This window comes from Sporomusa acidovorans (assembly GCF_900101845.1).
In the GTDB taxonomy this organism is placed as follows: domain Bacteria; phylum Bacillota; class Negativicutes; order Sporomusales; family Sporomusaceae; genus Sporomusa; species Sporomusa acidovorans.
In genome coordinates this window covers 1-24,738 of sequence record NZ_FNAM01000033.1, presented here as the reverse complement: position 1 = coordinate 24,738, position 24,738 = coordinate 1, and the positions used below count along the sequence as shown (strand labels likewise).

Here is a 24,738-nt window from a genome sequence, read left to right as displayed (position 1 = left end):
TGTAGGTATGGCGGTTTTCGCAGCAGGAGCATTAGTTACTCTCGCTAAAGGTGCCCTTACAACTGTAATCGCGCCTTTCGTTGATGAGGCAACGGAAGCAGCCCTAAATGCCGCACGCGATACGATTAGGGGTGTGGTTGCGGGCAGGATGACTATTGAAGAATGGGCTAATGTTGTCATACAAGGCGTTGACAAAGTAAAAGACAGTGCCGTAGACGAGGGAAATTTGCGCTTTATCGGCGGTAAGCTAAAATTTGGTATGTCTGAAAATGGATTGGAGTATATTGCCGTTTCCTTTCAGCTTTATTTCCAAGATGAGTTTGAGAAATGGCACAAGGCTGAAGCGAAGAGTGATATACCGACTTCCAAGTTTACGCTTGAGGCTTTGGGGGAATTTAAATCCAAAGGCGAAATAGTATTTGAAGTGGAGTGATGGGTTTTGCAGTTTGTTATCGCGCTTGTGGTTATTATTCTTTTAATTCTGCTAGGAAAGTATATTTTATTTAGTCCAAGGGTAAATTCCGTCATAACCATGCTTTACCTGGCGCTTATTGTGATAGGTAAATGGCCGGCCGGGATAGTAGCTATAATCCCTATAATTGACTGCATACGGGATATTATGATTGCGGAAGATTATTACGAAGACCTAGAAATAGGAATTGATAAGCTTTTCATGATAAAAAGCTTAACTTCAATACTGACACTTGGTTTTGCGCGGGTGATATTTTTATTCATTGTCGGCCCGATCATTTCACGTTCTGTATCATCTGATATTAAAAAGAAGATAGCGACAGGCCAGCCTATGCCATATAAATCGCTTTACAGCAAGTTGAAAGCAAGAAATTATTATTATGCGAAAAAGATTAATATGCTAGAACAAGAAGGCGTGGTCATAGCTAATATAAAAACAGTAGATGATGAAGCCAACATACGCCGGAAAAAATTGGATGAGCTTTATCCTGAAAAGCTATTGGCTAAGTTGACGGATATGGTAGCAGGCGACAAAGAAATAAAAGAAAAACGAAAGGAGGCTGAAAAAAAGCTTAAGCCATGGTCGATCAAAGAATGTTATGCATACTTGAGTTCTGCTGTTTTTGAACAATACCCGAAGTTGATTTCAGAGGTTATGTCAAAAAAAGGGACATATTCTCCATCTGTAATCAAAGATTTCAAAGAACTGAAAGACCTTCAACTTCCGCTTGCTTTCAATTCTGGCAATGATAAAAGCATGGAATGGAGCGAGTTCTTTATAATCCAAGCATTGCAGCCACTTGTAGCTGAGGGTATTTTTGAGGATAACGATTTTAGTGATAATGACGCGCTTAATACTCATGCTTATCGGTACTCAAAAAGTGAAGTCCCAATGCCAAGTATAGATGCGAGTAATGATCCACTCCTTGCACTGGATGATGATTAGGACAGGGGGTAAAACAGGAAATCCCTTGTTTTCGTTATTTATCAAAAAGGCCAATGCTACTATATTTCGGGATGCGCTATTTTAGTTTAAAAAACAGGATGAATTTACCACATAGAGGAGAATGATTATGGGTTTATTTGATTCTATAGCAAAAATAGCTGTAGTAGGTGTAGAGACTCTTATCGAGAAAAGCAATCAATATACAGAGGAATATGAGCATCTTTCTGACCTAGAGTTACAAGTTGAATATACTAAATTAGAGAAACAAGGGGGCAACCTTGTGAGAAAAAATGCTATTCATGGTTTGTTAATAGGACGTGGTTATGATAAACAAGCCTGGGGATGGGTAAAAAAAGACATAGACACTACGAGTCCGCCCGGTATGTTGTAAAATGAATTTCCCAGAGAAGTATAGTGAGGCTTAGACAAACTGTTTTACATGGACACCCTTACGTCCTCCCTGCTTGATAGAATATAAGCAAACGGCAGAACCCTGCTAAAACTTATGTCAGGCAGGGGGGCTTTTCTTTGTGAATACTTAAACGTATACCGCTCTAAACCACTTATATATTATTAACATAGTAAAATACGAGGGGGATTTCACATGAAAAAAGGATTAACCGAATTGGTATTTATCATCGACAGGAGCGGCTCAATGGGCGGCTTAGAGAGCGACACAATCGGCGGTTTTAACGCTATGCTAAAAGAACAGCAGGCGGTTGAGGGCGATGCTGTCGTGACTACAGTACTGTTTGATGATAAATACGAATTGCTTCACGATAGAATCGATATAAGGGCGGTTGCGTCACTGACTGACAAGGATTACACAGTCCGGGAAACTACAGCGTTGCTTGATGCGCTAGGCAGGACAATCCATAAAATACGTGCAGTGCAAAAACATACTGCTAATAATTATCGCGCTGAGAAAGTGCTCTTTGTCATTATCACTGACGGGCAGGAAAATGCAAGTCGTGAATATTCAGCGGAGCGTATTAAAAGAAGAATAGAACGCCAAAAAGAAAGGTACGGGTGGGAATTTGTATTCTTTGGCGCAAATATGGATGCCGTAATGGAAGCAGGGAAACTTGGCATAGCAGCAGATCACGCACAAAATTACTGCGCTGATGCAATCGGAACAAGTGTAGCATATGCGGCTATGTCGGCTTTTTCTACGGCTTACAGAGGGGGAAAGCCATTTAACGGATTGGATACTTCCGTGAAATCTGAAAACAATTCATCAGATTGTGTTACGCATGATGAATTAAAGGCAACTTTAGCTAAACTGAAGGCGGCGGTAGGCGGTGCGAAAGGAGCGGCGGATGATTTAGTAGATGTTTTCGGGGATATTTTTGAAGTGGCAGAAGCAAATAACGGTAAAATTCCCGATGTAAATGATATTGCTCGACAGGTTTTAGAGGACGAGCTAAAAGCACTAGAGGCAAATAGTGGCGATGAAGCAAGGATTAACGAACTTAGGAATATTTTAAAGTGATGAAGAAGTTGTTAATCTTTAATAAACCTGTTGCAATGGAAGATAATAAATTAGGCCAAGTGGCAGAACGACCTTTAGCTGCTGGAGATTAGTTATGAGAAAAATAGTATCTACCTTTGTGGGCGTAATTATGATGATGTTAGCTTCCGTAGCATTTGCCTACCCAGCGCATTTAAATGGAGATTCAAATTACATCTTGTGCGATGGACATATGGGGGGAGGGTATTATGTTGATCGTAGTTCTTTGGTTGTGAAACAATATAAACCGCCGGTTTATATCATTGCTGTTAACGTTGTAAGCGTACCTGATGCTGATAGGGGCAAGACGGAAATATCAGATGTGAAAACATATTATTTCATGTATAGATATGATCAACGAAATATGTATGTTCCAATGGAAGATCCAAACTCCGATTTGGATTGGCGATACCTTAAACCGAATGGAACCTATGCAGAAACAGGAGTTGCCATGTCAGCAGGCGAAATGGCTTTTTACTTGGCGTATCATATGCGTTTCTATGGTGAAAGAGCCGGTTTTAAAGATTCATTTTATAACAGAATCTAAATATAGGGAACAGAGTGACGGTGATATCCTCCGTCACTCTGTCTATATCCTGGGAGGCGTTATGATTGCAAATAAAGAAACTGCTTTATCTGATAAAACCACCCTGCCACCAATGTCCGTATACTCTCGGACAGGTACGATTTGTTGATAATCCTTGCCCAAATTGTAAATTAAATAACTATCAAATGTATCATATATTTACCAAAAACAAGTATATGCCCCGAGGTTTTAAGAAACTTCCGCATTGACACCCACGATTGCAGTATAATTAAGGAGCTACGTGCTGAAAATCGATCTGCATATGGTGAAGGAAAGACTGAACAGGAGGTGTACTTAAAGAATATGGAAGTTCCAAATAAAATAAGGGAAATCGCCTTGAAGTTTATAGAGTCGCCTGAAATGGTTGACCATTTACGAGAAGATAAATTAGATATCGATGATATAATCGAAATTATCTTGTACTCCCGCGCTCCGTTAGAAGATAAATTTATTGCCCTTCAGCTTGTCTATGCTGAACTTGTCGAATACAATGCCGCCCAAGCCGCTGCTCCTGTAACAGATGAAGCTGATGAACGGCACAAAGAATATTATCGGGAAATAGAAATAAGGATTAACAAGGTGATCCAAATTATCGACTTTGCATTAAAAGAGCTCACCCAAAATTCCCCGGCAGGAACCATATTTCTGTTAAGCGGTTATACGTATGGCGAAAGAACCGGTGTCAACGTCTATTGGGATGCTATTCCGTTTACTTCCTATGAAGCGGCTCAAAAATGTCTTAAGGAACAGACACAAGAAGAGCGTACAAGTTTTGGCGAGGATAACGTGTATACAGAATGCAAAATGTATACTATTGAGAATGGCTGCCCAATGGTAACGATGAAATGAAAAATACAGTAACATGGCTTGTAAGTAATGAAGGTGTGGTTTGGTTTGCCGATATTAACGAAGATTTCAATGATAAATTGAAACAACTAACTACTAACGTTTTCTATTGTGTAGGCTGGGGAAGTCATAGTATTGAACTGAACAGAGTCCCATTCAAGCCAGGAGATATAGTAACTGTCGACAACCGCCCAAACATCCCTGTCTGCCATGCCGTAATATCCAATTCTCCAGACGAGCGCTATGACGAGTGTGGTGTCCAGGCAATCTATTTCAATGAGGACGGATTATTGGATTACTCCTCTTTGAAGCATGATTTAATGGGCAGAGATGTTTGTTGTCCCCTGTTTAGTTGTATGCTTCGTCTTGCCAAGTTTACGGGGGAGTTGCCGGAGGAAGAAGCTGTGCTCCATATTATCAGTCAAGCAGTGAAAGCTAACCCCGCATTAGGCGCGGCTATAGGGGACTATATCTTTGAAACTGACATTGCAGGGCGAGAACAGACACGGAAAAATAAAGATGGCGATGGAGTAAGCTGGGAGCAGCTACAAGCAGCATTTGGGTTATAAGGACTTTGGCAAATCGAATAACCTTATGCCTCATCTATATATTATAAATTTAGTAATATATAGAAGGAGGAAGATTTTATTGTCGAAGAAAAAAATAATGGATATGGTGTTGGTAGCAGCTTCCGTGCTACTTGCTGTAGCAAAAGCTATTATTGAACAAGAAAAATCACAAGAGGATAATGATAAAACTTCATAATTACCTAAACTAGGGCTTCCATACGGGAAGCCCTATGTTTATCTTCTTGTGGCACCCAAATATCAAATGAAAGGAATGAGTTATTATGGAATTTAAAACAGCGCAAAGAAAAAGAGCCAAGTTACGTTTAGCTATTGCTGGAACTAGCGGCTGTGGCAAATCGTATTCAGCGTTAGTTATAGCCAGTGGCATGACAACGTGGAATAAAATTGCTGTCATTGATAGTGAAAATGGCAGTGCAGAATTATATGCCCATTTAGGAACCTATTCCGTACTTACGATTGGCACCCCATATACCCCAGAGAAATATATCGAAGCTATAAAAATTGCCGAACAACAAGGTTTTGAAGTCATTATTATTGATAGCTTAAGTCATGCTTGGACAGGAGAAGGCGGTATACTTGACCAGCAAGGCAAAGCTGCCGATTCTAAATATAAGGGAAACAGTTGGGCTGCTTGGCGGGAGTGTACGCCAAAACATAATGCGTTAGTCGATGCCATCTTAAAATCCTCCTGTCATATCATTGCGACCATGCGATCTAAAACCGAATATACGCAAGTTACGGAAAATGGGAAATCTGTTGTCAAGAAACTTGGAATGGCACCGATACAACGCGAAGGGATGGAGTATGAATTTACTGTGTTTTTCGATATATCCGCAGAACATATTGCCATTGCCAGTAAAGACCGTACAGGTTTATTTGATGGGCAATATTTTAAACCTCATGCTGAAACAGGGCAAAAATTGCTTGCATGGCTAAATTGTAGTACGAGCCAGAGTACACAGCCGGTAATACCGGTTATCCCGCAAGTAGCATCAGAAGTCATTCCTGATGTATTTCATGAGGATAACCTAGATACTAGCAATGCGTATCGTATCATCAGTACGGAAGCAAAGACTAAAGGAAATGGACAGGTGTTTGCTAAAATCGTATTACAGCAAGGTGATACGCATATATTGGCATGGTCGGCGCAAGCGGAAATACTTGATATTCCAGCGGGTTCACTCATCACAGCAAAAATGACAGCAAAACAGGGGACAAATGTGATTGAAGAATATGCTCTGGTTAAGGCAGGTGAAGCGGCATGATCTATAGCTATTCGCGGTTAAAGCGATATGCTGATTGTCCCGCTTCTTTTCAATATAAATATCTGTATGAAATGTCCGAACTACCAACGGAACCGCTGGTATTGGGTAAAACCGTTCACACCGCCATTCAGCTATATCTAACAGGTACGGAACTAGAAAACGCAGTGGAGCAAGCCATCTTGCAGGAAGGTGAGTTGCCTGTTGATCGTGATGAAGTACTGCGCTTGGTTGAGCATCCGATGGTAAGAAAAATTCAAGGTGGACAGGTTGAGCAGCAGTTTCTAATTCCACTAGACCGTGAGGGTGTGATTCAGCTTCAGGGATATATTGACTGGTACGAGCAACTACCCGGTGGTGCTGTAAAACTAATCGACTGGAAAAGCAATCGGCAAAAATATGCGCCTACCGACAATCATCAATTAGGCTTATATAGCTGGTATTTATCGCAAGTGACAGGTGCTGCCGAAGTGGATGCCGAGTTGGTATTTCTGCGGTATCCATATGCGGATAGTCGGCAAGCTTATACCTATACAAGCGTTGAAATGGAAGAAGCCCGAAGGTGGGCAATGGCACTCGCAACAGAAATTGAGGATAAGGTTGCAGAACTGAATTTACTGGATGGGGGAGAGGATGAACATTTATTCCCTGCCATTCCGGGGAAACATTGTCAAACTTGTAGTCATGCCAGCCTTTGCATTAAAAGTGTTCAGATTAAACCTGTAAAAATCGATGATGAAGTAGATGCACAGCGAGTAGCGGCAGAAGTAATCCGACTAGAAAGTGCCACATCAGAAATGAAAGAGCATTTGAAAGCTTGGGCAAAAGAACATGGGGCGATTGCAGTAGGGGATAGTAGTTTTGATTTTGTTCCGAGCGTAAGTTGGAATATTGATGCTGAAAAGCTGTATGAGTTATGCAGTGAACTTCATGATCGCGGGTTGGATGTATTTCAATATTTAACGCTCACTGCCGCAAACCTAAAGAAAATGGGGGTTACGGATGCGCAGTTGCAGTTATATGGTAAGCAGAAGACAACAAAGACTTTTCGGCTAGTAAAAGCCAAAGAAGCTTGTTAGAAAATAGTCAATAAAAACATGAGATGGGGGAATTTTAAAATGATACACAAAAAATTATTAAAATTAGAAACAGAACTCAATGGGTGCTTCATGGAACGTGAAGAAATTGTACGTGGGCTACTTGTAACCGCAGTGGCTAAAGGCAATCTACTGATTCTTGGTGCGCCAGGCGCGGCGAAAACGGCTATAGCCGAAGCATTATCAAAACAACTTAGCGGTAAATTCTTTAGCCGGTTATTAACGAAAGTATCTGCTCCCGAAGAATTATTCGGTCCGCTGTCACTAAAAGCACTGGAAAATGATCAATATAAAAGAGTGACGGTAGGAAAATTGCCAGAGGCCGATCTTGCGGTGATTGATGAAGTCTTTAAATGCAATAGTGCAGTGCTGAACACGCTACTCCCGATTATGAACGAACGGGTATATTTTGATGATAGCAGTACTCCTAAGCCAATCCCGCTACAGGTATTGGTTGGACTTTCCAATGAGCTTCCTGATGGTGGAGTAAATGGAGAGCTGGCAGCACTATGGGATCGATTTGATTTGAAATATACAGTTGCTTATGTAAAAGACGAACGAAATTTTGCGACGATGCTAAAACTCAGTACCAATAAGCCATCTACCACAATAAGCCTGCAAGAGCTACAAAGCGCACAGCAGCAAGCAGAACAAGTCAATATATCCGATGATACAATCAATGCCTTGGTACGGCTCTGGAAAGAGCTGAAAAGCCAAGGCTTTTTGATTTCAGACCGTCGTTTTAGAAATAGTTTGCGTTTCCTAAAGGCTCATGCTTGGTTTGAAGGGCGTGTACAAGTTGCTGAAGATGATATTTCTATTCTATCTAACATGCTCTGGACAGAACCCGATCAAATCAAGCTGACGAAGAAAATTGTAATGGGATTTGCTAATCCACTGACGGTAAAAGCCAATGAAATATTTGACGGAGCGTTTGAATTATCAGCAAAGCTAAAAGAAACGCCTGATGGCAGCGAGCGGACTGCGATGGCCGCCGAAGCCAATCATAAATTCAAAGCCGCGCAAAAGATGCTAGATGGCCTCCTGAAACAGGCGAAAAGTGAGGGAAAAGCAACAGCTAAAATTATCGAGCGTTTGGCACAGCTTAAAGAAATGAATGAAAACGTAGTGAATACCTATCTTTTAGGAATATAGTGGTGGATGTTATGAGAAAAAATAGCAGCATATTATCACGAAATTGTGTTCGGCATGATTCTTTCGATAAGGCAGCATATGAAGAAATACTTCGCCAATCCAAAGAACTGCAAAACATAAGCGCGCAGGGGACACAAACCTTGAATACGTTCGCAGAAATGGCTGAGGATGTATTCTTTGCTCTTTATAAAGTCAAACCCGAGCTAACATCAGCAAATGAGATGGCGACGGAATATTTACTAAATCATGGGCTGATGTCAAAGCTGATGGAATCACAGTCCTACTACGAATTACGAGAATATACCCAACTCGACGAACTAGGAGCAGGGCTTGGTAGTAAAGCTTTGCTTGAAAATTTGCTAAAACAACTGGAACAGGATGGTGATTTAAAAGAAGTTTCAAACAAAATTAATGATGCAATGAAAAAGCAAATAGGCATACCCTCTGATGAAGTGCATCCGAGGGTAGCTAGTCTGCAAAGTAAATTACGGCAGGTAGTCGAGCTTGCTACTGACAAAGCGGTCACTGAGGCAGAAGAAGTCGAACAGGTTATTACCTCGTGGGGGCTAAATCAAGGTGAGTTTACAAGATTACCTTATGAGAAAAAGCTAGAATTACTACACGTATTACGAAGCCAGCAGAAATTTAAAGACATGAGCAATTTAGTAGGGCGAATGCGAAGACTTGCCAGTGTTTCGCGCAAAGCCAAGCTGGAACAACGTGTGGAGCTACACTCTATTACGCAGGGTGCTGATATTAATCATGTATTACCCCAGGAATTACTGGCACTGCGTAGGCCGTTATTAAAACTGGACTTTTATCGGCGGATGATGGAAAAACAGTTATTTCAGTATGACCTGAATCAGCAAGAGTATGTAGGACAAGGCCCGATTCTTGCGCTCATTGATACATCTAGTTCTATGGTTGGCAATCGCGAACATTGGTCAAAAGCCGTTGCATTAGGTCTGGCTGAAATTGCGGAAAAAGAGCGGCGAGGCTTTAGTTATGCGCTTTTCGCCAGTGGCAGGGCTGCATTAATTACAGATGATTTTCAGATCGGACAACGTTCCCCGGATAAGGTAATCAAAATTGCCAGTGAATTCATTGGCGGAGGAACTAATTTTGAGCAACCGTTACAATGGGCAATGGATAAACTGCGCGAGAGTACCTTTAGCAAAGCTGATATTGTTATGATTACCGACGGTGAATGCGCTGTGGGTAATGAATTTTTAAAAGAGTTGCAGAAAGTAAAAGTGCAAAAACAGTGTAGAATTTACAGCATTCTTATTGGTAGCAATCTGAAAGAGCTAAACCGCTGGTCAGATGCGGTGTGGAGTATAACCGATTTATTAGATGAAACTACGGTACAAGAATTATTTCAAAAAATATAAGAGGGGCGATAATAATGGTAATGATGACAAAAGATACAACAGCTTTATATGCGGTAAGTGGTGGTACTACGGATAATATCCTTGGTAATTTGGTGTGGTTTAGTGTTTCCGATATGGAAATACTACGTGACGAGTTGGTGAAGCTGGCTGTCACGGTTGGACTTCCTGAAAAGTATGTGCCTGCACCGATACGTCCGTCAGACGCTTTTCGTAGAGCAACTTCCGAAATTGGTGGTGTATTACGCTCGAATGAAGAAATGACAGAGGTATTGATGGTACGCGAGGTATTATCTGCTGAAGAACGAGTGATAAGGCATTTAATTAAAGAAGTCAGAGACAAAAAGAACGTTCAACTTCATTATGAAAAAATTGGCGAAATTGAATTTGAACGGCAATGGGGAACCATAAGTACGGTAGCACTTACCGATGAAGCCAAGCCAGCCTTGCATAAAGCGAAAGTGCTTTATAGTAAATATCGGGACTATTTTATCTCAGACCATATTCGGCGGCTGATTAAAGTTGCTCTGGGTGATTGCCAAGCTGTTGGCGTTCGTCCAGCAGGCGCAGTGTATTTTACACCAGCCGCCTATGAGCCGACGATAAAAGCGCTTAACTCGCTAGTAAAAACACTTCCAGGAAATGCAGTGGAGATGCACTATTTACCTGTAGTGAATGCTACTGAACAAAAGCAGATGCTTGAAGAAAAACTTCGCGGTCATGTATTATCACAGGTTTCCCAGATTGGCAGTATGCTAGGAGGGAATGCACAAGTGCTGAACGTGAAAAAGACGCTTAAATCGTTAGCATCGGAATTTGCAGTGACCTTACGAGCACAGAACGTAGTTTCAAAAACAACAGCCAATCACGCCATTTATCAGCTACAGGAGTTAAAAGAGCAAGTAGCGGAATATGAAAACCTGCTGGAAAGCAATCTCGGTGAAGTGCGAGCTACAATTGATATATTGCGTAAACAGGTACGGATTATGCTAGATCGGGTTAGTGCTGAAAATGGTGTGGCATAAATAATTTTGAAGTAATGGGAATGTTGAAAGGGGCGTTGAAACTTGTTTCAAGGCAAAAGAATGATTACGCGAGGCGTAGCGGATACAATACCGCCTGAAGTTCAAATGTTTCTTTGGTCACTCTTAGATGAATTAGTTGCAAAAATGGCAGAGGAACCGGATTATCTGCAAGTCTTTGAGTTTTACGGTGAAAATGGTAATCAAACCATTATTCATCGGCAGGAAAATCCGCCATATCAGGCGATATATCAATTTGACAAAGTGGTGAACCCATTACAGCATAAAATTTATGTAATTGATGATGTTGAACATTGTACGATGCTTTTAAACGATGAGTATTAAAAATAAGCCAGCCTTGTAATTCAGGGCTGGCAAATTATTTTGTGAGGAGTGTATGAATATGGAAGGAATGAGAAATTTATTGGCTGGTTGTCTACGCGAAAGTGCCAATGGATATGTTGTAGATGCTCTGATTGAGAGTTACCCTAATATTAGCGAATTAATGAACGCCAGTGAAAAAGAAATCAACAGTATTAAGGGGATTGGTGTAGTAAAAGCGAAGCAACTTAGCGCGATACTGGAATTTGCTCGTAAGGTATATATGCCAGATGCAAGTAAGCGCATTATTGTTAGAAGCCCCCAAGACGTATTTGATTTAGTGCGTGCCGATATGGAATTTTTGCAGGTTGAACATTTTGATGTGATTGGTCTATCAACCAAGAATCATGTTATTTTCAGAGAGAATATTTCGATTGGCTCATTAAATGCCAGTATAGTGCATCCTCGTGAAGCATTTAAAGGTTTGATTCGTAGATCATGTGCTAGTTGCATTTTAGTTCATAACCACCCAAGTTCAGATCATTCGCCGAGTAATGAAGATATTTTGCTAACGAAGCAATTGGTTGAATGTGGCAAGATTATTGGCATTGAAGTGCTTGACCATATTATTGTAGCTGCTGCTGGCGGAGGTTACTTTAGCCTTAAGGAGCAAGGCAGGATGTGATTTACAAATTGAGATACTATTATCAAAAAAATAGATGGGTTAATCCCATCTATTTTTTATTTTGGGTTGCCAGTGCAAAATAAAGATCTCTATATAATTTATTAAGAGGTACTACATGTCCAGCTATTGTTAAAAGCTTCCTGGCTAAACCTACAGGAAGCTTTTTTCCTCGAAATATAATGAATTTCAAAATAATACCCTCCCATATAATTATTTCCATCTATATCTATCATAATATATTATTTTGACAGTAAAAGATACGAGGAGATTAAATTGGGGACAATCTTTATCTTGCGGATTATAGTGGTGTGAAATGAATAAACATTTTCACTCATTTTACCAATAGGGTTGTCTTTGACAAGGGCACATGCCAAAAATCCAAAAACAACTCTATTGAGACACTTTTTCAACATGCCATTGGGCTGTAGTCTAATGGCTTATTTTAATGGAGGAATTTGTATGAAGATAGGATATATTCGCGTAAGCACAGCAGAACAAAATACGATTCGGCAAGAGATTCTATTAAAAGAGCTTAGCGTTGATGAACTCTTTATCGACAAGGCCAGTGGCAAAAATACCGATAGGCCAGAACTGAAGCGGATGCTTACTTATGTCCGGCAGGGCGATACTGTTATTGTTGAATCCATCAGCCGCTTCGCCCGTAACACACGAGACCTGCTTGATCTCATTTCCCAGTTGACTGCCAAACAGGTTGAGTTTATTTCTAAGAAAGAAGCCATTGATACGACAACTCCGACTGGTAGATTTATGCTGACGATATTCGGAGCCGTAGCAGAATTGGAACGTGAGTATATCCTGCAACGCCAAAATGAAGGAATCGCTATTGCTAAAGAGCTAGGAAAATACAAGGGACGTAAGCCTATTTGCCACCCGGAATTTGAGAAGGTCGTGACTATATGGAAATCGGGCAACATGACGGCGGTTGAGGCTATGCGAAGGTTAAACATGAAACCTTCTACATTCTATAGGAAGGTACGGGAATCTAACAGCTAAATTCTCTGTAGAAATATTTGTATTTTACAGATGGAATCTACAGTCATCCCAGTGCTAACATAGCGGGAGACTAGATTGCTAAAATAAGCATAGAATCCCTCAGGAAACAAACGTGTAAAATGAAGGGCGGCCCAAAACCGTCCTCTATTTTTTGCAATATTTTTTGTAATTAGCTCTTACAAGGAAATAAAATATATTTCCTGAGGAGTTGAGAGTATGAATGAATTTAATGTTAGCATCAGCAAAATTTCCAGTAAGAGAGAGTTTAACGGCAAGGAAATGGAAATGTTCGATACTTTAATTGCTGATAATAGCGAACTTATTAAAAGCGATAACGTTAGGTCATTTGTAGAACAAGTTGGTTCAAAAGGTCATGTATTCTGTCCTTCTACATTCAAGGAGGGACTAAAAAGTAAAGAGACTTTCGAACAGTCGCAGCTATTAGCTCTCCATTTTGACAGCAAAGAAACATCATTTAAGGCAATAAAGGACAGAACCGAACAATATGATCTTCCCATACTGTTTGCCTATGATGCTTTTTCCATCGGAAGCCGTAATAGATTTAGCATTGTATTTCTAAAAGACAGTCCGTCTTCTTCATTAAAAGAAGCTGAAGCCATGCAAAACTCCTTGATGATGATGTTTCCAGAAGCTGATAAAAGCTGTGATGATGTTTCAAAGGTATATAATGGCGGGAATAAAGTATTGTATTTTGACGATACCACTCCTGAGGTAAGTGTTGATATGCTATTTATGAATATGAGCCTTTATCTGAGAAACCGATATGGAGCCACCAACTACAAACGGAAGATAGTTGAGTTTTCTAAAACAACAGGCGTTGCATTAAATGAAAAAAAACTTCCTGAAATTTCTATAGTTGAGGATTTCACTGAAGGTATTAAAGAAAATATAAATGATAAAAACTCACAAAATCCTATTATGATATACCATAGAAATAGTGAGAAATTATCAAATTTAAATTATTTAATCAAATTTGAAGATCATGAAGATAAATATAGTGTATCATCAAATCAAAAAAAACCATCTATCCATAAAGATTACCCCTCTGATACTCTAAAATCCCTCAGTTCCAGTTGTAGATTGTATCAGGAATTTGAGTTGGGAAATAAAACATTATCTCAACGAGAACTACTCGGGGTAGCTACGAATCTAGCTAAGGTAGAATCAGGAGAAATCAAATTCAAAGATACTATCAGCGCAAACTCATATTACTCTAGCAGGAAGGAAAAGTACGACAACTGGAGTTACTATTTCTATTATATCAAAGATAAAGATCCTAGGCCGTGTACCAGCTTCTGTTCTTATCATGCTACCTGTCCCCATGGAAAAAACATCCTTTCTACATCGAAGCCTAAATACCATCAAATTGAGAAAATTGCTAATTGCAACGATCATTGGGTTGGATTAGATGAAGCATGGAAAGATTTTAAAGAGAATTTTCACAGTGCGGTAATGTCAAGAGACAAGATATGGCACGTCATCAAATGTCAAACGGCTCTTGGCAAAACTCAAGCAATTTTGGAGCTGCTTAGGGATACTCACCTAAGGGTTTTAATTGCCGTTCCAACCAACAAATTGAAGCGTGAAGAATGTGAACGAGCGAAAGCGATGGGGGTAGACATAATCGTATCACCTTCATTGCATGAACTAAAAGACGATTTGCCTCAAAATGTTTGGGACGATATAGAAAATCTCTACGAGACAGGTAGGTCGCCAATGCCTCGTCTGAACAAGGCTATTGCTGAAGATGATTTAGAATGTGCTAAGTTGTTTAAAGAATACAAGCGAGAACTAGATGAATTCAATAACAGTGACGGTCATGCTATTACTACTCACCGGCGCCTGACAAGCATGGATGTGAGCAAGTTTGATCTTGTCATCATTGATGAAGATTTAATCTTTAGCACTGTTATTCCTAGCAGAGACACAGTTCCTATTTCTAAACTAAAAAAACTAAAAAAGAAATTGAACACCGGCGACCCGTTGGCGGCAAAAATTGTAAAAATCTTAAAGCACATTGAGAAATCAGAATTTTTTACTCTGCGTAAGATTGATTATGACAGATCATACTCCAGTATAAAGATGGAAGTTAATATACCGGCGTTGTGTGACGCAAAATATTTCTGTTATCGGAAACCATCAAATTTTGAAAATGACCTAACAGAAGACTGCGTCAGCTTTATCAAGCCTATTAAAATTCAAGAAAATACAAAGTATATCATGCTATCAGCAACAGCGGACAAAGACATCTGCGAATATTGTTTTGGTGAGGATAACGTGAAGTTTTATACTTCTAAGGAAGCTAAACTTACAGGTACTTTGTTTCAGTATGGTGGTAAAACAATGAGCCGATCTTTCATGAGAGACAATCCTGCAATCATTGGTAAAATTAAGAAATGGTCAGGGATTAAGCATACCATTTCTTTTAAGGAGTTCGATAATCATTACATGGGTGATCTGCATTTTGGTAATTGTTCTGGTTGCGATATTCTGAAAAACGAAAACATTGATGTTATTGGAACGCCGCATCAGCCAGAGTGGATATATAAGTTGTTTTCCTATGCACTTGGATTTGGCATTGATACAAAACTGAAACCCAACACCATTGTTACTCATAATGGATACCGCTTCCATTTTAACACCTATGACGATAAGAACCTAAGAGCCATACAATTCTACATGATAGAATCAGAATTAGAACAGGCTGTAGGCAGAGCGAGATTGTTGAGATGTGAATGTGCTGTTAATTTATTTTCTAATTTCCCACTTCGACAAGCTACGATAATGAATAATTTTAATTATGATGATAATGATGAAAGTTGAAATCTATTTTTGTCAGCTTAATCATTTAATTGTGCCGCTTTTTCTCCTTAATTATATTTTTTAATTGAAGAAGTGTTTGATGAAATCATGATTTTTCCTTAACGCAGCGAATAAATCGACCATTAAAAATCACTGGGAATGCTAGTCGATGGTTTTATCGTAGATGGTTCCATTAAAAAGCAACCCATCCATAACAATAGTGTAAAAAATAATTACAATCGGAGGGATTAATATATGTATCTAAATTATGTTTTTGAACTTTCTATGGTGCTGGACAATGAAAAATTCCATAATTTATTAACCAGAGTCTGTAAACAAACAGAATATTTGAATGACCATAAATATATTGATCAGACTTTGTCGTCTAAAGGAATAGTTGTGACTTACCAAGATAAGCAATATAAAAAGAAAGTTCAGATTACTATAAACTCAAATGTTATGCTAGAGGGCGGAGATCTTGATTCAGGCAAGTTAATCCATAAGCTGGAGAGATGCGTTCATGATTATTTCGGTTCAATCTGCAATCTTAACGATTTTAATTTGAAAAGAATGATTTTTATGGCAGACATTGATGTTGGTAGCCGAGCAAAAGTATCTGCATATATAAAAGTTTTACAAAAAATTGGCAAGGTAAAAGGGTTCTCGCCATTAAGTTATGATTGTATGGATGCTGATATTGGTTTTTGTTTAGATGGAAACAGTAATGGCATTCAGTTTTTAATTTATGATTTAGAAGGACTGCTCGCAAGCCAATTTAGAAAAAACGAAACAAATCATAAGAAAATGAAATCTATAATAAAAAATTCCGAAGGTATTTTAAGAGCTGAAATTCGCTTAACTCAGCCAAAGACAGTACGAGCTTATACTGATGAAAACGATACTTCCAAGCAATTAGCAGTTTTATTGGAAAACAGTCGGGAGATATTTTTAGCTACGTTTGTACGTGTAGTCCCTTTTGGTGCCTTTTATAAAAAAGATATGGCTGTAGAGATTATCCAAAGAGAAGTAAAAAATATGACGTTTCGACGGCGAATGTTACGACTAGTGGCACTGGTACCAGAGAAAAAGTCGTTGTTGCTCGCACAAAAAGCCTTGAATTATAGAAAAGTTGACGATGTTATGAAAACCTTTGCGAAGATTAATGTGTCGCCCATCACCATAAGCAAGCGGCATGATGTGAAGCATTTGAAATGTCTTTACTACTACCTAGATGAAAATAATGATGATGATCGGCAGGGAGCACACTGATTATATTTTGGCAGAAATGTAAACCCACACAGGGGGAACTCATTATATTTCTTAACTCCAAGCAAGACGTAATTTTGTGTAGATAAAAAATGGTAAGAAAATTTGGGATTTTATCGTATAGAGGAGTATCACTGTACTGTTCGGATGCTGACCTGCTTATGAAAGACCGGACAAAATTCCTGCTCGATAGGGGGGGGAGTTCTCTCGTCTTTGAATATATAGCCTTGTTCGTAGAGCTCATGGTCAGTGATCCCATCGGCTTCATCTGTGGCAGGTGTATACTGCCAGACTTTTAGGTACTTAACCAATTTTCCAGACCTCCTTAAAACAAAAAATAATCCCCGTGCCGCGACTGGCACAGGGATTATTTTTGTTTCATGGTAAGAATACAATTTCAGATGCAGCTTATAGTAAAAATCTTTCAGGCTTACTTATGTTCTTCTGCTGTATTATTATAATATTACTAAAAAGTGAATATATATTATGATATAATTTATATAATGGATTAATAACAGAAGAACATAAGTAGAAAGTGATCGGTTACTGTTCCTGATATTTCAACAGCCAGAATTTGGCTTTTACAAACTTAACTGAATGGGAGAGCTACAATGAGTAAGTTATCTGACAGTGATATTAAACGATTCCGCCAACGGCTTATTACAGGAATCGGTAAAGACTGCGACTCTTTTTCTGTATTTATTAAGGAATTGGAAGATGAAGACGTTGTTGAATTAGATGAGTATGTTCAGTTTATAAGTCATCATAAAAAAAGATCGATGGATATGGATAAGTTGAAGGTCTTTTTTTCACTAATGAATCTCTCTGGTGCTGATGTAAAAAGGATATTGTCCTATTTGGAATCAATAGAGTACGGTTGGCATGGTAATGAATATATCTTGAGCAATCCGTGTCTTCGTTCTATCCCAACAGATCACTGTAAAAATAAATCCAGCATATGTGATGTGGAATCAGCTAAAATTATATTTGATCAATTATTTTCCATATTCTTGGACGATGAATATGGAAAAATAACATTATTTATCTTTAGCTACTGTCTAGCGGCCTTGTTTTGCAAAAGACTAAACCAGGATCGTTTTACTACTCCATATTTTTTACAAATAGCGTGTGACAGAGGTTCTGTACTGTATCAGCTTATAGAGGAGATTGTTGAAATATGTAATGTCAATTCGGGTTTGCTTGGCAGATGTAGCACTATTGACAATCCATATAGATCCTGTGGGTATACAGCCTATACATACTACCCTACACAATCTACGGCAAAAGACATAGACAATTTGATTTGTGATAATAAGGATGTCCCTGTTATTATTGCCGGTTATGAAAATGAGCATTACTACAATGATTTACTTAGAGAGATAGTCAACATACCCAATAAGAAAAAGGCGCTAGGTTTGAAAGACAAATACAATGTCTTGCCAATTTTCGTTTGCAATATGATTAAATCAAGTTTCAACAATGTCTTTGATATGGATTTAACAGATTTAGATATGAGCAAAGAGTATTTGGATTTATTGAGAAACAATAAGCAAATATTTGCATCATGGGTTCTGGAATTCGTTAAAGACTCTGATCACTATCTATTCCCTCATATGGGCGAATGGGACAGACCAAAAAAACTTCCTTTCTTTAGTGAAATTGGATCTTACATAAATCATGTAGAAAAAAAGTATTCGGATTTAACGCTAGATAATGTAAAAAATGTAGGATTTTTAAACTTCTTTTTCAAAGGATATGTGGGAGTCTTTCAGCGATTATGTACATTTCCCCTTGATAAAGAGTTTGGTTGTTTTACGTCTAAGCACAATGGAGAGTTGGCACCGCTAACCATAGAAAAGAATATAGCTATTCTGACTGATAAATTCGAACGTAGCCTAGTGGAACTTCATCGACGTTATTTACCTGCTCCAACTGGAATGGGTATCAATAATCGAGAGGCGGTACGTTTGGCAAAGCTAATTGAAAAGCATTACAGGGGCTTGAGAATTTTTATCCGCGTAATACCGATTGTCGTAAGGACAGATCGATTTATTTTCAATGTGGAGACATTGCAAGAAACGAAGGATAGCGATATCAATAAAGGTAGAGAAACTGTTCAGCGTCGTTTAAAGAAATATGACTATTTCAGAGTTGATTTGAGTGATAAAAAATCAATAAAACTAATTGTTGCTGATAAGCCATTGGAAGATAATAATTTGACTGAAATATTGCAACATAAGGACTTCATGGATAGTAAAATGAAATTACCTTATGCTATAGGATTCGATGAAATTGGCACTCCGCGCATTGACGATATTGAAGAATATCCACATTTGTTAATTGGTGGAGCTACTCTTTCGGGCAAAAGTACCGCAATAATGTGCCTGCTAATTAGCATAGCCTACAAGCAGCGTACCGGAGATGTTAATGTAGTGATTATGGATTTTTTAGATAAAACGGGATCTGAATATGCAATATTTAATGATCAGCCATTCATGTCTTGCCCGGTGATTACAGATCCGTTAGTAGGGCTAAAAGCGATTTGGGCATTATATAAAGAGATGAATAATAGGCCAAAAGATCAGGATGAAAAAAGAGTTCCATACATCGTTTGCATTATAGATGAATTTCCAAAATTATTTACAAGTGTTGTAAACAAAGAGGAACGCAGTCGTCTTAAAACCGTTCTGGAAGAGTTATTAAGTATAGGACGACATGCTAATATTCATCTGGTTCTGGCAATTCAAAATCCAAAAAATAATAATATGGTTATTGATAAAGCAAACTTTCAAGCAAAAATGGCTTTAAAATGTGGCAATCTGCCAAACTCTGTAGCCATACTAGGTAGAGCAGGTGCAGAGAAACTAGTAGGGAAAGGTCAAATGATTTTGGATTCCCCTGGCAAAGAAAATAAACGATTGCAGGGATCGTATATTACAAAAGCCGGCATGAAGGAACTTCTTAGTGAAATAAAGGAATCCTTTGAACAAAGAAATGAACACCAATTCATCCTTAAAGATATGGAGTTAGTATCAACCTCTATCGAATCAGATGCTGAAACAAGTAGTAGCCCCCAAAAATCTCCCCGGATTTTCGATGATAAGAAATTGCCCGATGCTATTATGTGGTCATTATCTCAGAAACAGATAGCGAACAGTAGGCTTCAAACCTATCTCAAAATCGGCAACATCAAGGCGAACAGAATATTAGAACGGATGGAAGAGTTACATTTAATAGAGAGATTGCATGGTAACTTGGGGTGGGCAGTGCTGCCTGAATGTATTGAAAATATGTCTGACGAAGCAATTAAATTTTTGGGGTCGTATGGTCATAATGAGGCTGATATAAACAGTGCGCTACTGAAGCAATCAAGTAAAAATGATTAAGTGATATTGTCAATATTTAGTGCGGAAACAGCATGAAAAAAGAGAATGGAATAAAAAATTAAATAGAGGTTTGCCCATTTAGGGCAAACCTCTCAGCTTGTAGCCTTATAGCCTCCCGTGTTATCTACACAGGAGGCTGTTTTCGTTGTTTACCAATATAAATCTGATTTTTTTGTAGCAGAGAATATGTTTGATGTAAAGAAAAATGTCCAAGCGGGGATCGTTTTGGCCTAAGTTTGTCACTTTCTCGATTTGATAGACACAAAATAAGGTCTATAATAAAGAGAAAGAGGGATTGCACCTTTCTTGGTTTATTAAACACAAAACAGGGAAGAAAAAACGAATAGAACATATTGTGTATTGGTTTAACAATACATGAATTCATGGAAGTTTGGGCTATAAAAATCCTGTGGAATTTAGACAATTACTTATCTGAAGAGTTATCCGGAACAGTGTTGCCAATTCAACCAATCATTATAGGAAGGAAGATATACATGGTAGTAGATAAAGTGACATGGGAGCAGTTTTCAGCATGTACAAATGATACTCGTGGAATAAGATATAGATTTGAAGACTTATGCAGACAGTTGTTTGAATATGAGTTCCTTTCAGGTAACAAGGTTCATAAATATGTGCATAGTAATCCCAATAATGCAGGACTAGAATCTGAACCAATTTATGACGAAACAAATCAGCGCCGGATTGGGTATCAAGTAAAATTTTTTGACAACGGTGTTGATTATGGGCAGATACAACATTCGGCTGAAAAAATAGTTCAATACTACAAGGGTCAAGTGGAGCATGTTTACATATTCTCCAATAAAGCGATTACGGCGGACTGTCAAAGTTACAAAAAGGTGGTAGAAATATTAGCAGATGCGAATATTTCTACTGAATTAATTACAGACACAACAGTTTTAGATATTGTAAGAAAATATCATAATTTGAGTTTGTATTATTTTGGACAAAATTATGTGAATAGAGAATGGTTTGAACTACATACGAAAGAAATATTAGCAAAATTAGGTGAGCGATATAATGATGAGTTGAATGTAGATACTAAAGCCGCATTAGAATTATCACTGTTTTTACATGACGAATCCGCAGTTAGATACTTGAATGACAAAAAAACACATACAATAGATTTATTGGCTCAAATGAATTGGAAATATGATAAATACGAAACGTATAAAGAAAAAGTAGAAGTCGTAGTTAAAAGTATAGGTGACGTTACACAATTTAACATACTCGAAGCAATTGGCTGGAATGACGTTATTCAGAATAGGTTAAAAGATGAAGTTGAGAAATTTAGAATAAACATAAATAAAATAAGTGAAGAACGTGAAATGTTATTATCCGATATTCAAAAAGTTGAAAATGAAGAAAAACGAAAAAAAATATGGAATAAGATTTCTAACTTAAGGGATGAAATGGATGTTTTTGAAACTTTAATTGGTTTGAGTGATTCATTAAAGCTGACAGATAAGGAAATGGAATTGCTTTCAACTAAGATACTAATTGTTGAAGGAAATGCGGGAGTTGGTAAATCTCATCTATTAGCAAATGAGACTATGAAACTATTAGCAAATAATCGAAAAGCACTTATGTTGGTTGGTGGAGATTATTTGGATAACAATCCGATACTGGAACAGATTCGTTCGAATATGTTCATTTCGTATTCTTTTTTTGAGCTGATTGATTTACTTAATATTGATGGAGAGAATAGTAATTGCGTTATACCGATATTTATTGATGCAATAAATGAAACATGGAATACAAAACTTTGGAAACCAGTTATCCCACTTCTTTTTAATAAAATTAGAGAATTGGAAAATGTACGTTTAGTATTGTCTTTTCGCTCGGAATATCGCAAAGTCTTGTTGGGAGAAGGAGAATTAAAAGGAAATGATGTCTGCAATATAGTACATCGTGGATTTGCAGAAGAATCATTTCAGGCAACACAAATATTTTTAAATTATTATGGAATACCATTTACACCGTTGCAAATGTTTAATCATTCTATAACAAATCCTTTGTTCTTAACACTTTATTGCAAAACATATCAAGGAGATGATATCGATTTCCCAGTATTGTATGAGCGAATATTAAGTGTTGCAAATGACAATATTCACAAAAACATGACTTCAGCACTAACAACTGCTGGGTATGATGTGTGTGATGATGTAGTGGCACCAGTAATCCTATCTTTAGCAGATCATATAATAAAAACAGGGCATCGATATTTTTCCAAAGATGAAATAAGTGATTTGTCAATTTGGAAAACAAATGGAATTGTTCTTCAGCCGTTTGTTCAGAATCTGGTTAGAGAGAATATTTTGCATAATTATCTGTATGGTGAAGAAGAACGATTATATTTTGCATATGACCAAATGAATGATTATTATTGTGCTAAAGCTATATTGAAAAAATGTGCATCAAAAGAAGAATTAAGGAAGTATATAGAGGAACATGTATTAGCATTAAGTGAGAGCAGACAGATTAAGTATGAAAATAGGGATATCTTTATATATATTTGTATTTTATATGCAGAGAAATATGGGGATGAGTGTATAGATATTATTGATAAGATTGAAGAAGACTGCGAAAGAGAAGATTTGTTCGCTGCATATATTGACTCATTCCAAAGTAGAAAGTGTCATAATGTTACGACAGAACAATTCTTTGACATGTGTAATAAATATAAAGCTCAGCCGGAAAAGGTCTGGGACATGCTTATTGGAAACAGTTTAAAATTGAATTGTAATTTTAATGCAGATGCACTTCATGAAGTATTGATGGCGTATCCATTGAATAAAAGAGATTATTTATGGACTGAGTATATTAATGGATTAGAATTTGATTCAGAAAACAGACTTATTCAACTGATTAAAATGTATAACGAAGGTAATGGACTGGCTTTTTCTGGAAAAAAACAATTGGAATTACTGTTGACATTGCTTGGATGGCTATTAACATCATCAAGCAGATGGTTACGAGATACAACTGCTAAAGCGATGGTTGAGATAATTAAAAATAATTTTTTCATGTCAGAAATACTATTAAAGAAATTTGAAATGGTAAATGATCCTTATGTGATTCAACGTTTATATGGCATAGTATGGGGAGCGTGTGTTAAGAGAAAGGACAAAAATAAAATAGTCTTTGAAACTTTGGCGGCATATATTTATAACCACGTTTTTCAATCAGAATTTGTATATCCAGATATTCTCATGAGAGATTATGCTAGGTTGACTATGGAAAGATTCTTATATGAATTTCCAGAAGAGGAAAGTCATTATTTGAGAAGTTTGATTGAACCGCCATATGTTTCTAAAAAGATACCAAAGATAAATGAACAAGGATATTTAGATGGTTCATATGGCAGTGGCTTGTATCAGATAATACATTCAATGAAATTTGAAGGTATGGGGATGTATGGAGACTTTGGCAGATATACTTTTCAATCCGCATTACGTGATTTTGAAGTAGATCATAAGCAGATATTTAATTATGCAATATATTTTATAATAAATGATTTGGGTTATGATGATGAATTGTTTGGTGATTATGACAATAGTTTAGGCGGATATAATTATAATCGTCATACTACAGCTAAAGTCGAGCGCATAGGGAAAAAATACCAATGGATTTCTATGTATAATATTCTTGCCAGGATAGCGGATCATTGTGAAAGACGAGATTATTATTCCGATGAAGAATTACAAAAGTATGATGGACCATGGGACCCCTATGTGAGGGATTTTGATCCGTCATTAAACGAATTCTTTATGAAAAATGAGGATTTCCCAATATTTGGTGGCATAAAAGTGGACGAAGAATCTTTTAAAGGTGAAAATGAAAAGATGATTCATTCTAAAAAAGACGGAAAGAAATGGATAGAAGAATATCCTGAATTCTTTGATTATCAAAAGGGTGAACTCATTACAAAAGATGAAAATGGAAAAGAATGGGTTGTACTACTAAAATATGCAGATACAAATCGAAAGAAAGCTTATAAAGAAAAAGTACAAACATGGAATTGGATATATGATTGTACTGCGAAAAGTTAATTTATGACCTTGTTATCACTGTTGCTGTAAATTTTAAATCGGCTACAGCCACATCTTTTCCTATTACGTATATATGTCGCTGCATCTCCAAGCTACTTACCCCTAAAATTAATGATCTAATTATTACTCGTCTGTTAAAAGGACAGACTAACCCCTTGAGGTGGTGTTGTAGGAAATGACGTAGCTACCTGCTTGATTGTTTCCTTGGTTTTTCTGGCTAGATAGGTAATGAATTGCTGGAAATTATGCCCGATTATTTTGAGACCAACTACAGCGCTGACCTTATGCTTACCACGAACT

Annotated in this window: 21 protein-coding genes; 19 read left to right on the top strand and 2 right to left on the bottom strand. The window is 37.7% G+C overall.

All coding sequences use genetic code 11. The annotated features are described in order from the left end of the window. Positions 1-7 precede the first annotated feature (7 nt). The 14 genes from BLR65_RS19595 (at position 8) to radC (ending at position 11,879) form a co-directional block, all read left to right on the top strand. Positions 8-433, top strand: coding sequence for a hypothetical protein (locus BLR65_RS19595; RefSeq protein ID WP_093795869.1), 426 nt, complete (start codon positions 8-10; stop codon positions 431-433). 6 nt (positions 434-439) lie between these two features. Continuing rightward, a complete protein-coding gene (locus BLR65_RS19590) occupies positions 440-1,417 on the top strand; it encodes a hypothetical protein (protein ID WP_093795868.1) in 978 nt (325 codons plus the stop codon). 127 nt (positions 1,418-1,544) lie between these two features. Next, positions 1,545-1,808, top strand: coding sequence for a hypothetical protein (locus BLR65_RS19585; RefSeq protein ID WP_093795867.1), 264 nt, complete (start codon positions 1,545-1,547; stop codon positions 1,806-1,808). A 213-nt stretch (positions 1,809-2,021) separates the two neighbouring features. After that, the gene (locus BLR65_RS30540) at positions 2,022-2,909 is read left to right on the top strand and encodes a vWA domain-containing protein (RefSeq protein ID WP_211285154.1); all 888 of its coding nucleotides are present in this window, start codon (positions 2,022-2,024) and stop codon (positions 2,907-2,909) included. 94 nt (positions 2,910-3,003) lie between these two features. Next, on the top strand, positions 3,004-3,474 hold the full coding sequence (locus BLR65_RS19575) for a hypothetical protein (protein ID WP_093795866.1): 471 nt from the start codon (positions 3,004-3,006) through the stop codon (positions 3,472-3,474). Positions 3,475-3,816: 342 nt separating this feature from the next. Further along, the gene (locus tag BLR65_RS19570) at positions 3,817-4,362 is read left to right on the top strand and encodes a hypothetical protein (protein WP_093795865.1); all 546 of its coding nucleotides are present in this window, start codon (positions 3,817-3,819) and stop codon (positions 4,360-4,362) included. Then, positions 4,359-4,928, top strand: a complete 570-nt coding sequence (locus tag BLR65_RS19565; protein ID WP_093795864.1) for a hypothetical protein — start codon at positions 4,359-4,361, stop codon at positions 4,926-4,928. The genes BLR65_RS19570 and BLR65_RS19565 overlap by 4 nt, the downstream gene beginning before the upstream one ends. Before the next feature lie 281 nt (positions 4,929-5,209). Next, the gene (locus tag BLR65_RS19560; RefSeq protein WP_093795863.1) at positions 5,210-6,214 is read left to right on the top strand and encodes an ATP-binding protein; all 1,005 of its coding nucleotides are present in this window, start codon (positions 5,210-5,212) and stop codon (positions 6,212-6,214) included. Beyond that, positions 6,211-7,290: a RecB family exonuclease gene (locus BLR65_RS19555; RefSeq protein WP_093795862.1), complete on the top strand. Its 1,080-nt coding sequence runs from the start codon at positions 6,211-6,213 to the stop codon at positions 7,288-7,290. The genes BLR65_RS19560 and BLR65_RS19555 overlap by 4 nt, the downstream gene beginning before the upstream one ends. Positions 7,291-7,329: 39 nt before the next feature. After that, positions 7,330-8,463: an AAA family ATPase gene (locus BLR65_RS19550; RefSeq protein WP_169716901.1), complete on the top strand. Its 1,134-nt coding sequence runs from the start codon at positions 7,330-7,332 to the stop codon at positions 8,461-8,463. An 11-nt stretch (positions 8,464-8,474) separates the two neighbouring features. Then, the gene (locus BLR65_RS19545; RefSeq protein ID WP_143122619.1) at positions 8,475-9,854 is read left to right on the top strand and encodes a vWA domain-containing protein; all 1,380 of its coding nucleotides are present in this window, start codon (positions 8,475-8,477) and stop codon (positions 9,852-9,854) included. Between the two features lie 20 nt (positions 9,855-9,874). After that, the gene (locus tag BLR65_RS19540) at positions 9,875-10,876 is read left to right on the top strand and encodes a DUF6744 family protein (protein ID WP_218130650.1); all 1,002 of its coding nucleotides are present in this window, start codon (positions 9,875-9,877) and stop codon (positions 10,874-10,876) included. Between the two features lie 42 nt (positions 10,877-10,918). Continuing rightward, positions 10,919-11,218, top strand: a complete 300-nt coding sequence (locus BLR65_RS19535; RefSeq protein WP_093795858.1) for a DUF960 domain-containing protein — start codon at positions 10,919-10,921, stop codon at positions 11,216-11,218. 52 nt (positions 11,219-11,270) lie between these two features. After that, positions 11,271-11,879: a RadC family protein gene (radC, locus tag BLR65_RS19530; RefSeq protein WP_093795857.1), complete on the top strand. Its 609-nt coding sequence runs from the start codon at positions 11,271-11,273 to the stop codon at positions 11,877-11,879. Positions 11,880-11,928: 49 nt separating this feature from the next. On the opposite strand, the gene BLR65_RS29920 is transcribed toward radC, so the two are convergent. Continuing rightward, positions 11,929-12,069: a hypothetical protein gene (locus BLR65_RS29920; RefSeq protein ID WP_169716902.1), complete on the bottom strand. Its 141-nt coding sequence runs from the start codon at positions 12,067-12,069 to the stop codon at positions 11,929-11,931. Between the two features lie 269 nt (positions 12,070-12,338). On the opposite strand from BLR65_RS29920, the gene BLR65_RS19525 reads away from it, so the two are divergent. The 3 genes from BLR65_RS19525 to BLR65_RS19515 all read left to right on the top strand — a co-directional run bounded on the left by BLR65_RS19525 (position 12,339) and on the right by BLR65_RS19515 (position 16,985). Beyond that, complete coding sequence (locus BLR65_RS19525; RefSeq protein ID WP_093795856.1) at positions 12,339-12,893, top strand: recombinase family protein; 555 nt, start codon at positions 12,339-12,341, stop codon at positions 12,891-12,893. Between the two features lie 216 nt (positions 12,894-13,109). Then, on the top strand, positions 13,110-15,737 hold the full coding sequence (locus BLR65_RS19520; protein ID WP_093795855.1) for a hypothetical protein: 2,628 nt from the start codon (positions 13,110-13,112) through the stop codon (positions 15,735-15,737). A gap of 234 nt (positions 15,738-15,971) precedes the next feature. Further along, positions 15,972-16,985, top strand: a complete 1,014-nt coding sequence (locus BLR65_RS19515; protein WP_093795854.1) for a hypothetical protein — start codon at positions 15,972-15,974, stop codon at positions 16,983-16,985. A gap of 128 nt (positions 16,986-17,113) precedes the next feature. On the opposite strand, the gene BLR65_RS19510 is transcribed toward BLR65_RS19515, so the two are convergent. Further along, positions 17,114-17,293 carry a hypothetical protein gene (locus BLR65_RS19510; RefSeq protein WP_093795853.1) on the bottom strand — a complete coding sequence of 60 codons (180 nt, stop codon included), beginning with the start codon at positions 17,291-17,293 and terminating at the stop codon, positions 17,114-17,116. Between the two features lie 300 nt (positions 17,294-17,593). On the opposite strand from BLR65_RS19510, the gene BLR65_RS19505 reads away from it, so the two are divergent. Both BLR65_RS19505 and BLR65_RS19500 read left to right on the top strand, forming a co-directional pair. Next, positions 17,594-20,368 carry an FtsK/SpoIIIE domain-containing protein gene (locus tag BLR65_RS19505; RefSeq protein ID WP_093795852.1) on the top strand — a complete coding sequence of 925 codons (2,775 nt, stop codon included), beginning with the start codon at positions 17,594-17,596 and terminating at the stop codon, positions 20,366-20,368. 494 nt (positions 20,369-20,862) lie between these two features. After that, positions 20,863-24,438 (top strand): NACHT domain-containing protein, encoded by a 3,576-nt coding sequence (locus BLR65_RS19500; RefSeq protein WP_093795851.1) that lies wholly within the window; start codon positions 20,863-20,865, stop codon positions 24,436-24,438. The last annotated feature ends 300 nt before the right edge of the window (positions 24,439-24,738 follow it).

Excerpts from the sequence above, each read along its gene's own strand:
- BLR65_RS19595 (WP_093795869.1), top strand. The coding sequence starts at position 8 with ATGGCGGTTTTCGCAGCAGGAGCATTAGTTACTCTCGCTAAAGGTGCC.
- BLR65_RS19585 (WP_093795867.1), top strand. The coding sequence starts at position 1,545 with ATGGGTTTATTTGATTCTATAGCAAAAATAGCTGTAGTAGGTGTAGAG.
- BLR65_RS30540 (WP_211285154.1), top strand. The coding sequence starts at position 2,022 with ATGAAAAAAGGATTAACCGAATTGGTATTTATCATCGACAGGAGCGGC.
- BLR65_RS19575 (WP_093795866.1), top strand. The coding sequence starts at position 3,004 with ATGAGAAAAATAGTATCTACCTTTGTGGGCGTAATTATGATGATGTTA.
- BLR65_RS19570 (WP_093795865.1), top strand. The coding sequence starts at position 3,817 with ATGGAAGTTCCAAATAAAATAAGGGAAATCGCCTTGAAGTTTATAGAG.
- BLR65_RS19565 (WP_093795864.1), top strand. The coding sequence starts at position 4,359 with ATGAAAAATACAGTAACATGGCTTGTAAGTAATGAAGGTGTGGTTTGG.
- BLR65_RS19560 (WP_093795863.1), top strand. The coding sequence starts at position 5,210 with ATGGAATTTAAAACAGCGCAAAGAAAAAGAGCCAAGTTACGTTTAGCT.
- BLR65_RS19555 (WP_093795862.1), top strand. The coding sequence starts at position 6,211 with ATGATCTATAGCTATTCGCGGTTAAAGCGATATGCTGATTGTCCCGCT.
- BLR65_RS19550 (WP_169716901.1), top strand. The coding sequence starts at position 7,330 with ATGATACACAAAAAATTATTAAAATTAGAAACAGAACTCAATGGGTGC.
- BLR65_RS19545 (WP_143122619.1), top strand. The coding sequence starts at position 8,475 with ATGAGAAAAAATAGCAGCATATTATCACGAAATTGTGTTCGGCATGAT.
- BLR65_RS19540 (WP_218130650.1), top strand. The coding sequence starts at position 9,875 with ATGATGACAAAAGATACAACAGCTTTATATGCGGTAAGTGGTGGTACT.
- radC (WP_093795857.1), top strand. The coding sequence starts at position 11,271 with ATGAATATGGAAGGAATGAGAAATTTATTGGCTGGTTGTCTACGCGAA.
- BLR65_RS19525 (WP_093795856.1), top strand. The coding sequence starts at position 12,339 with ATGAAGATAGGATATATTCGCGTAAGCACAGCAGAACAAAATACGATT.
- BLR65_RS19520 (WP_093795855.1), top strand. The coding sequence starts at position 13,110 with ATGAATGAATTTAATGTTAGCATCAGCAAAATTTCCAGTAAGAGAGAG.
- BLR65_RS19515 (WP_093795854.1), top strand. The coding sequence starts at position 15,972 with ATGTATCTAAATTATGTTTTTGAACTTTCTATGGTGCTGGACAATGAA.
- BLR65_RS19505 (WP_093795852.1), top strand. The coding sequence starts at position 17,594 with ATGAGTAAGTTATCTGACAGTGATATTAAACGATTCCGCCAACGGCTT.
- BLR65_RS19500 (WP_093795851.1), top strand. The coding sequence starts at position 20,863 with ATGGTAGTAGATAAAGTGACATGGGAGCAGTTTTCAGCATGTACAAAT.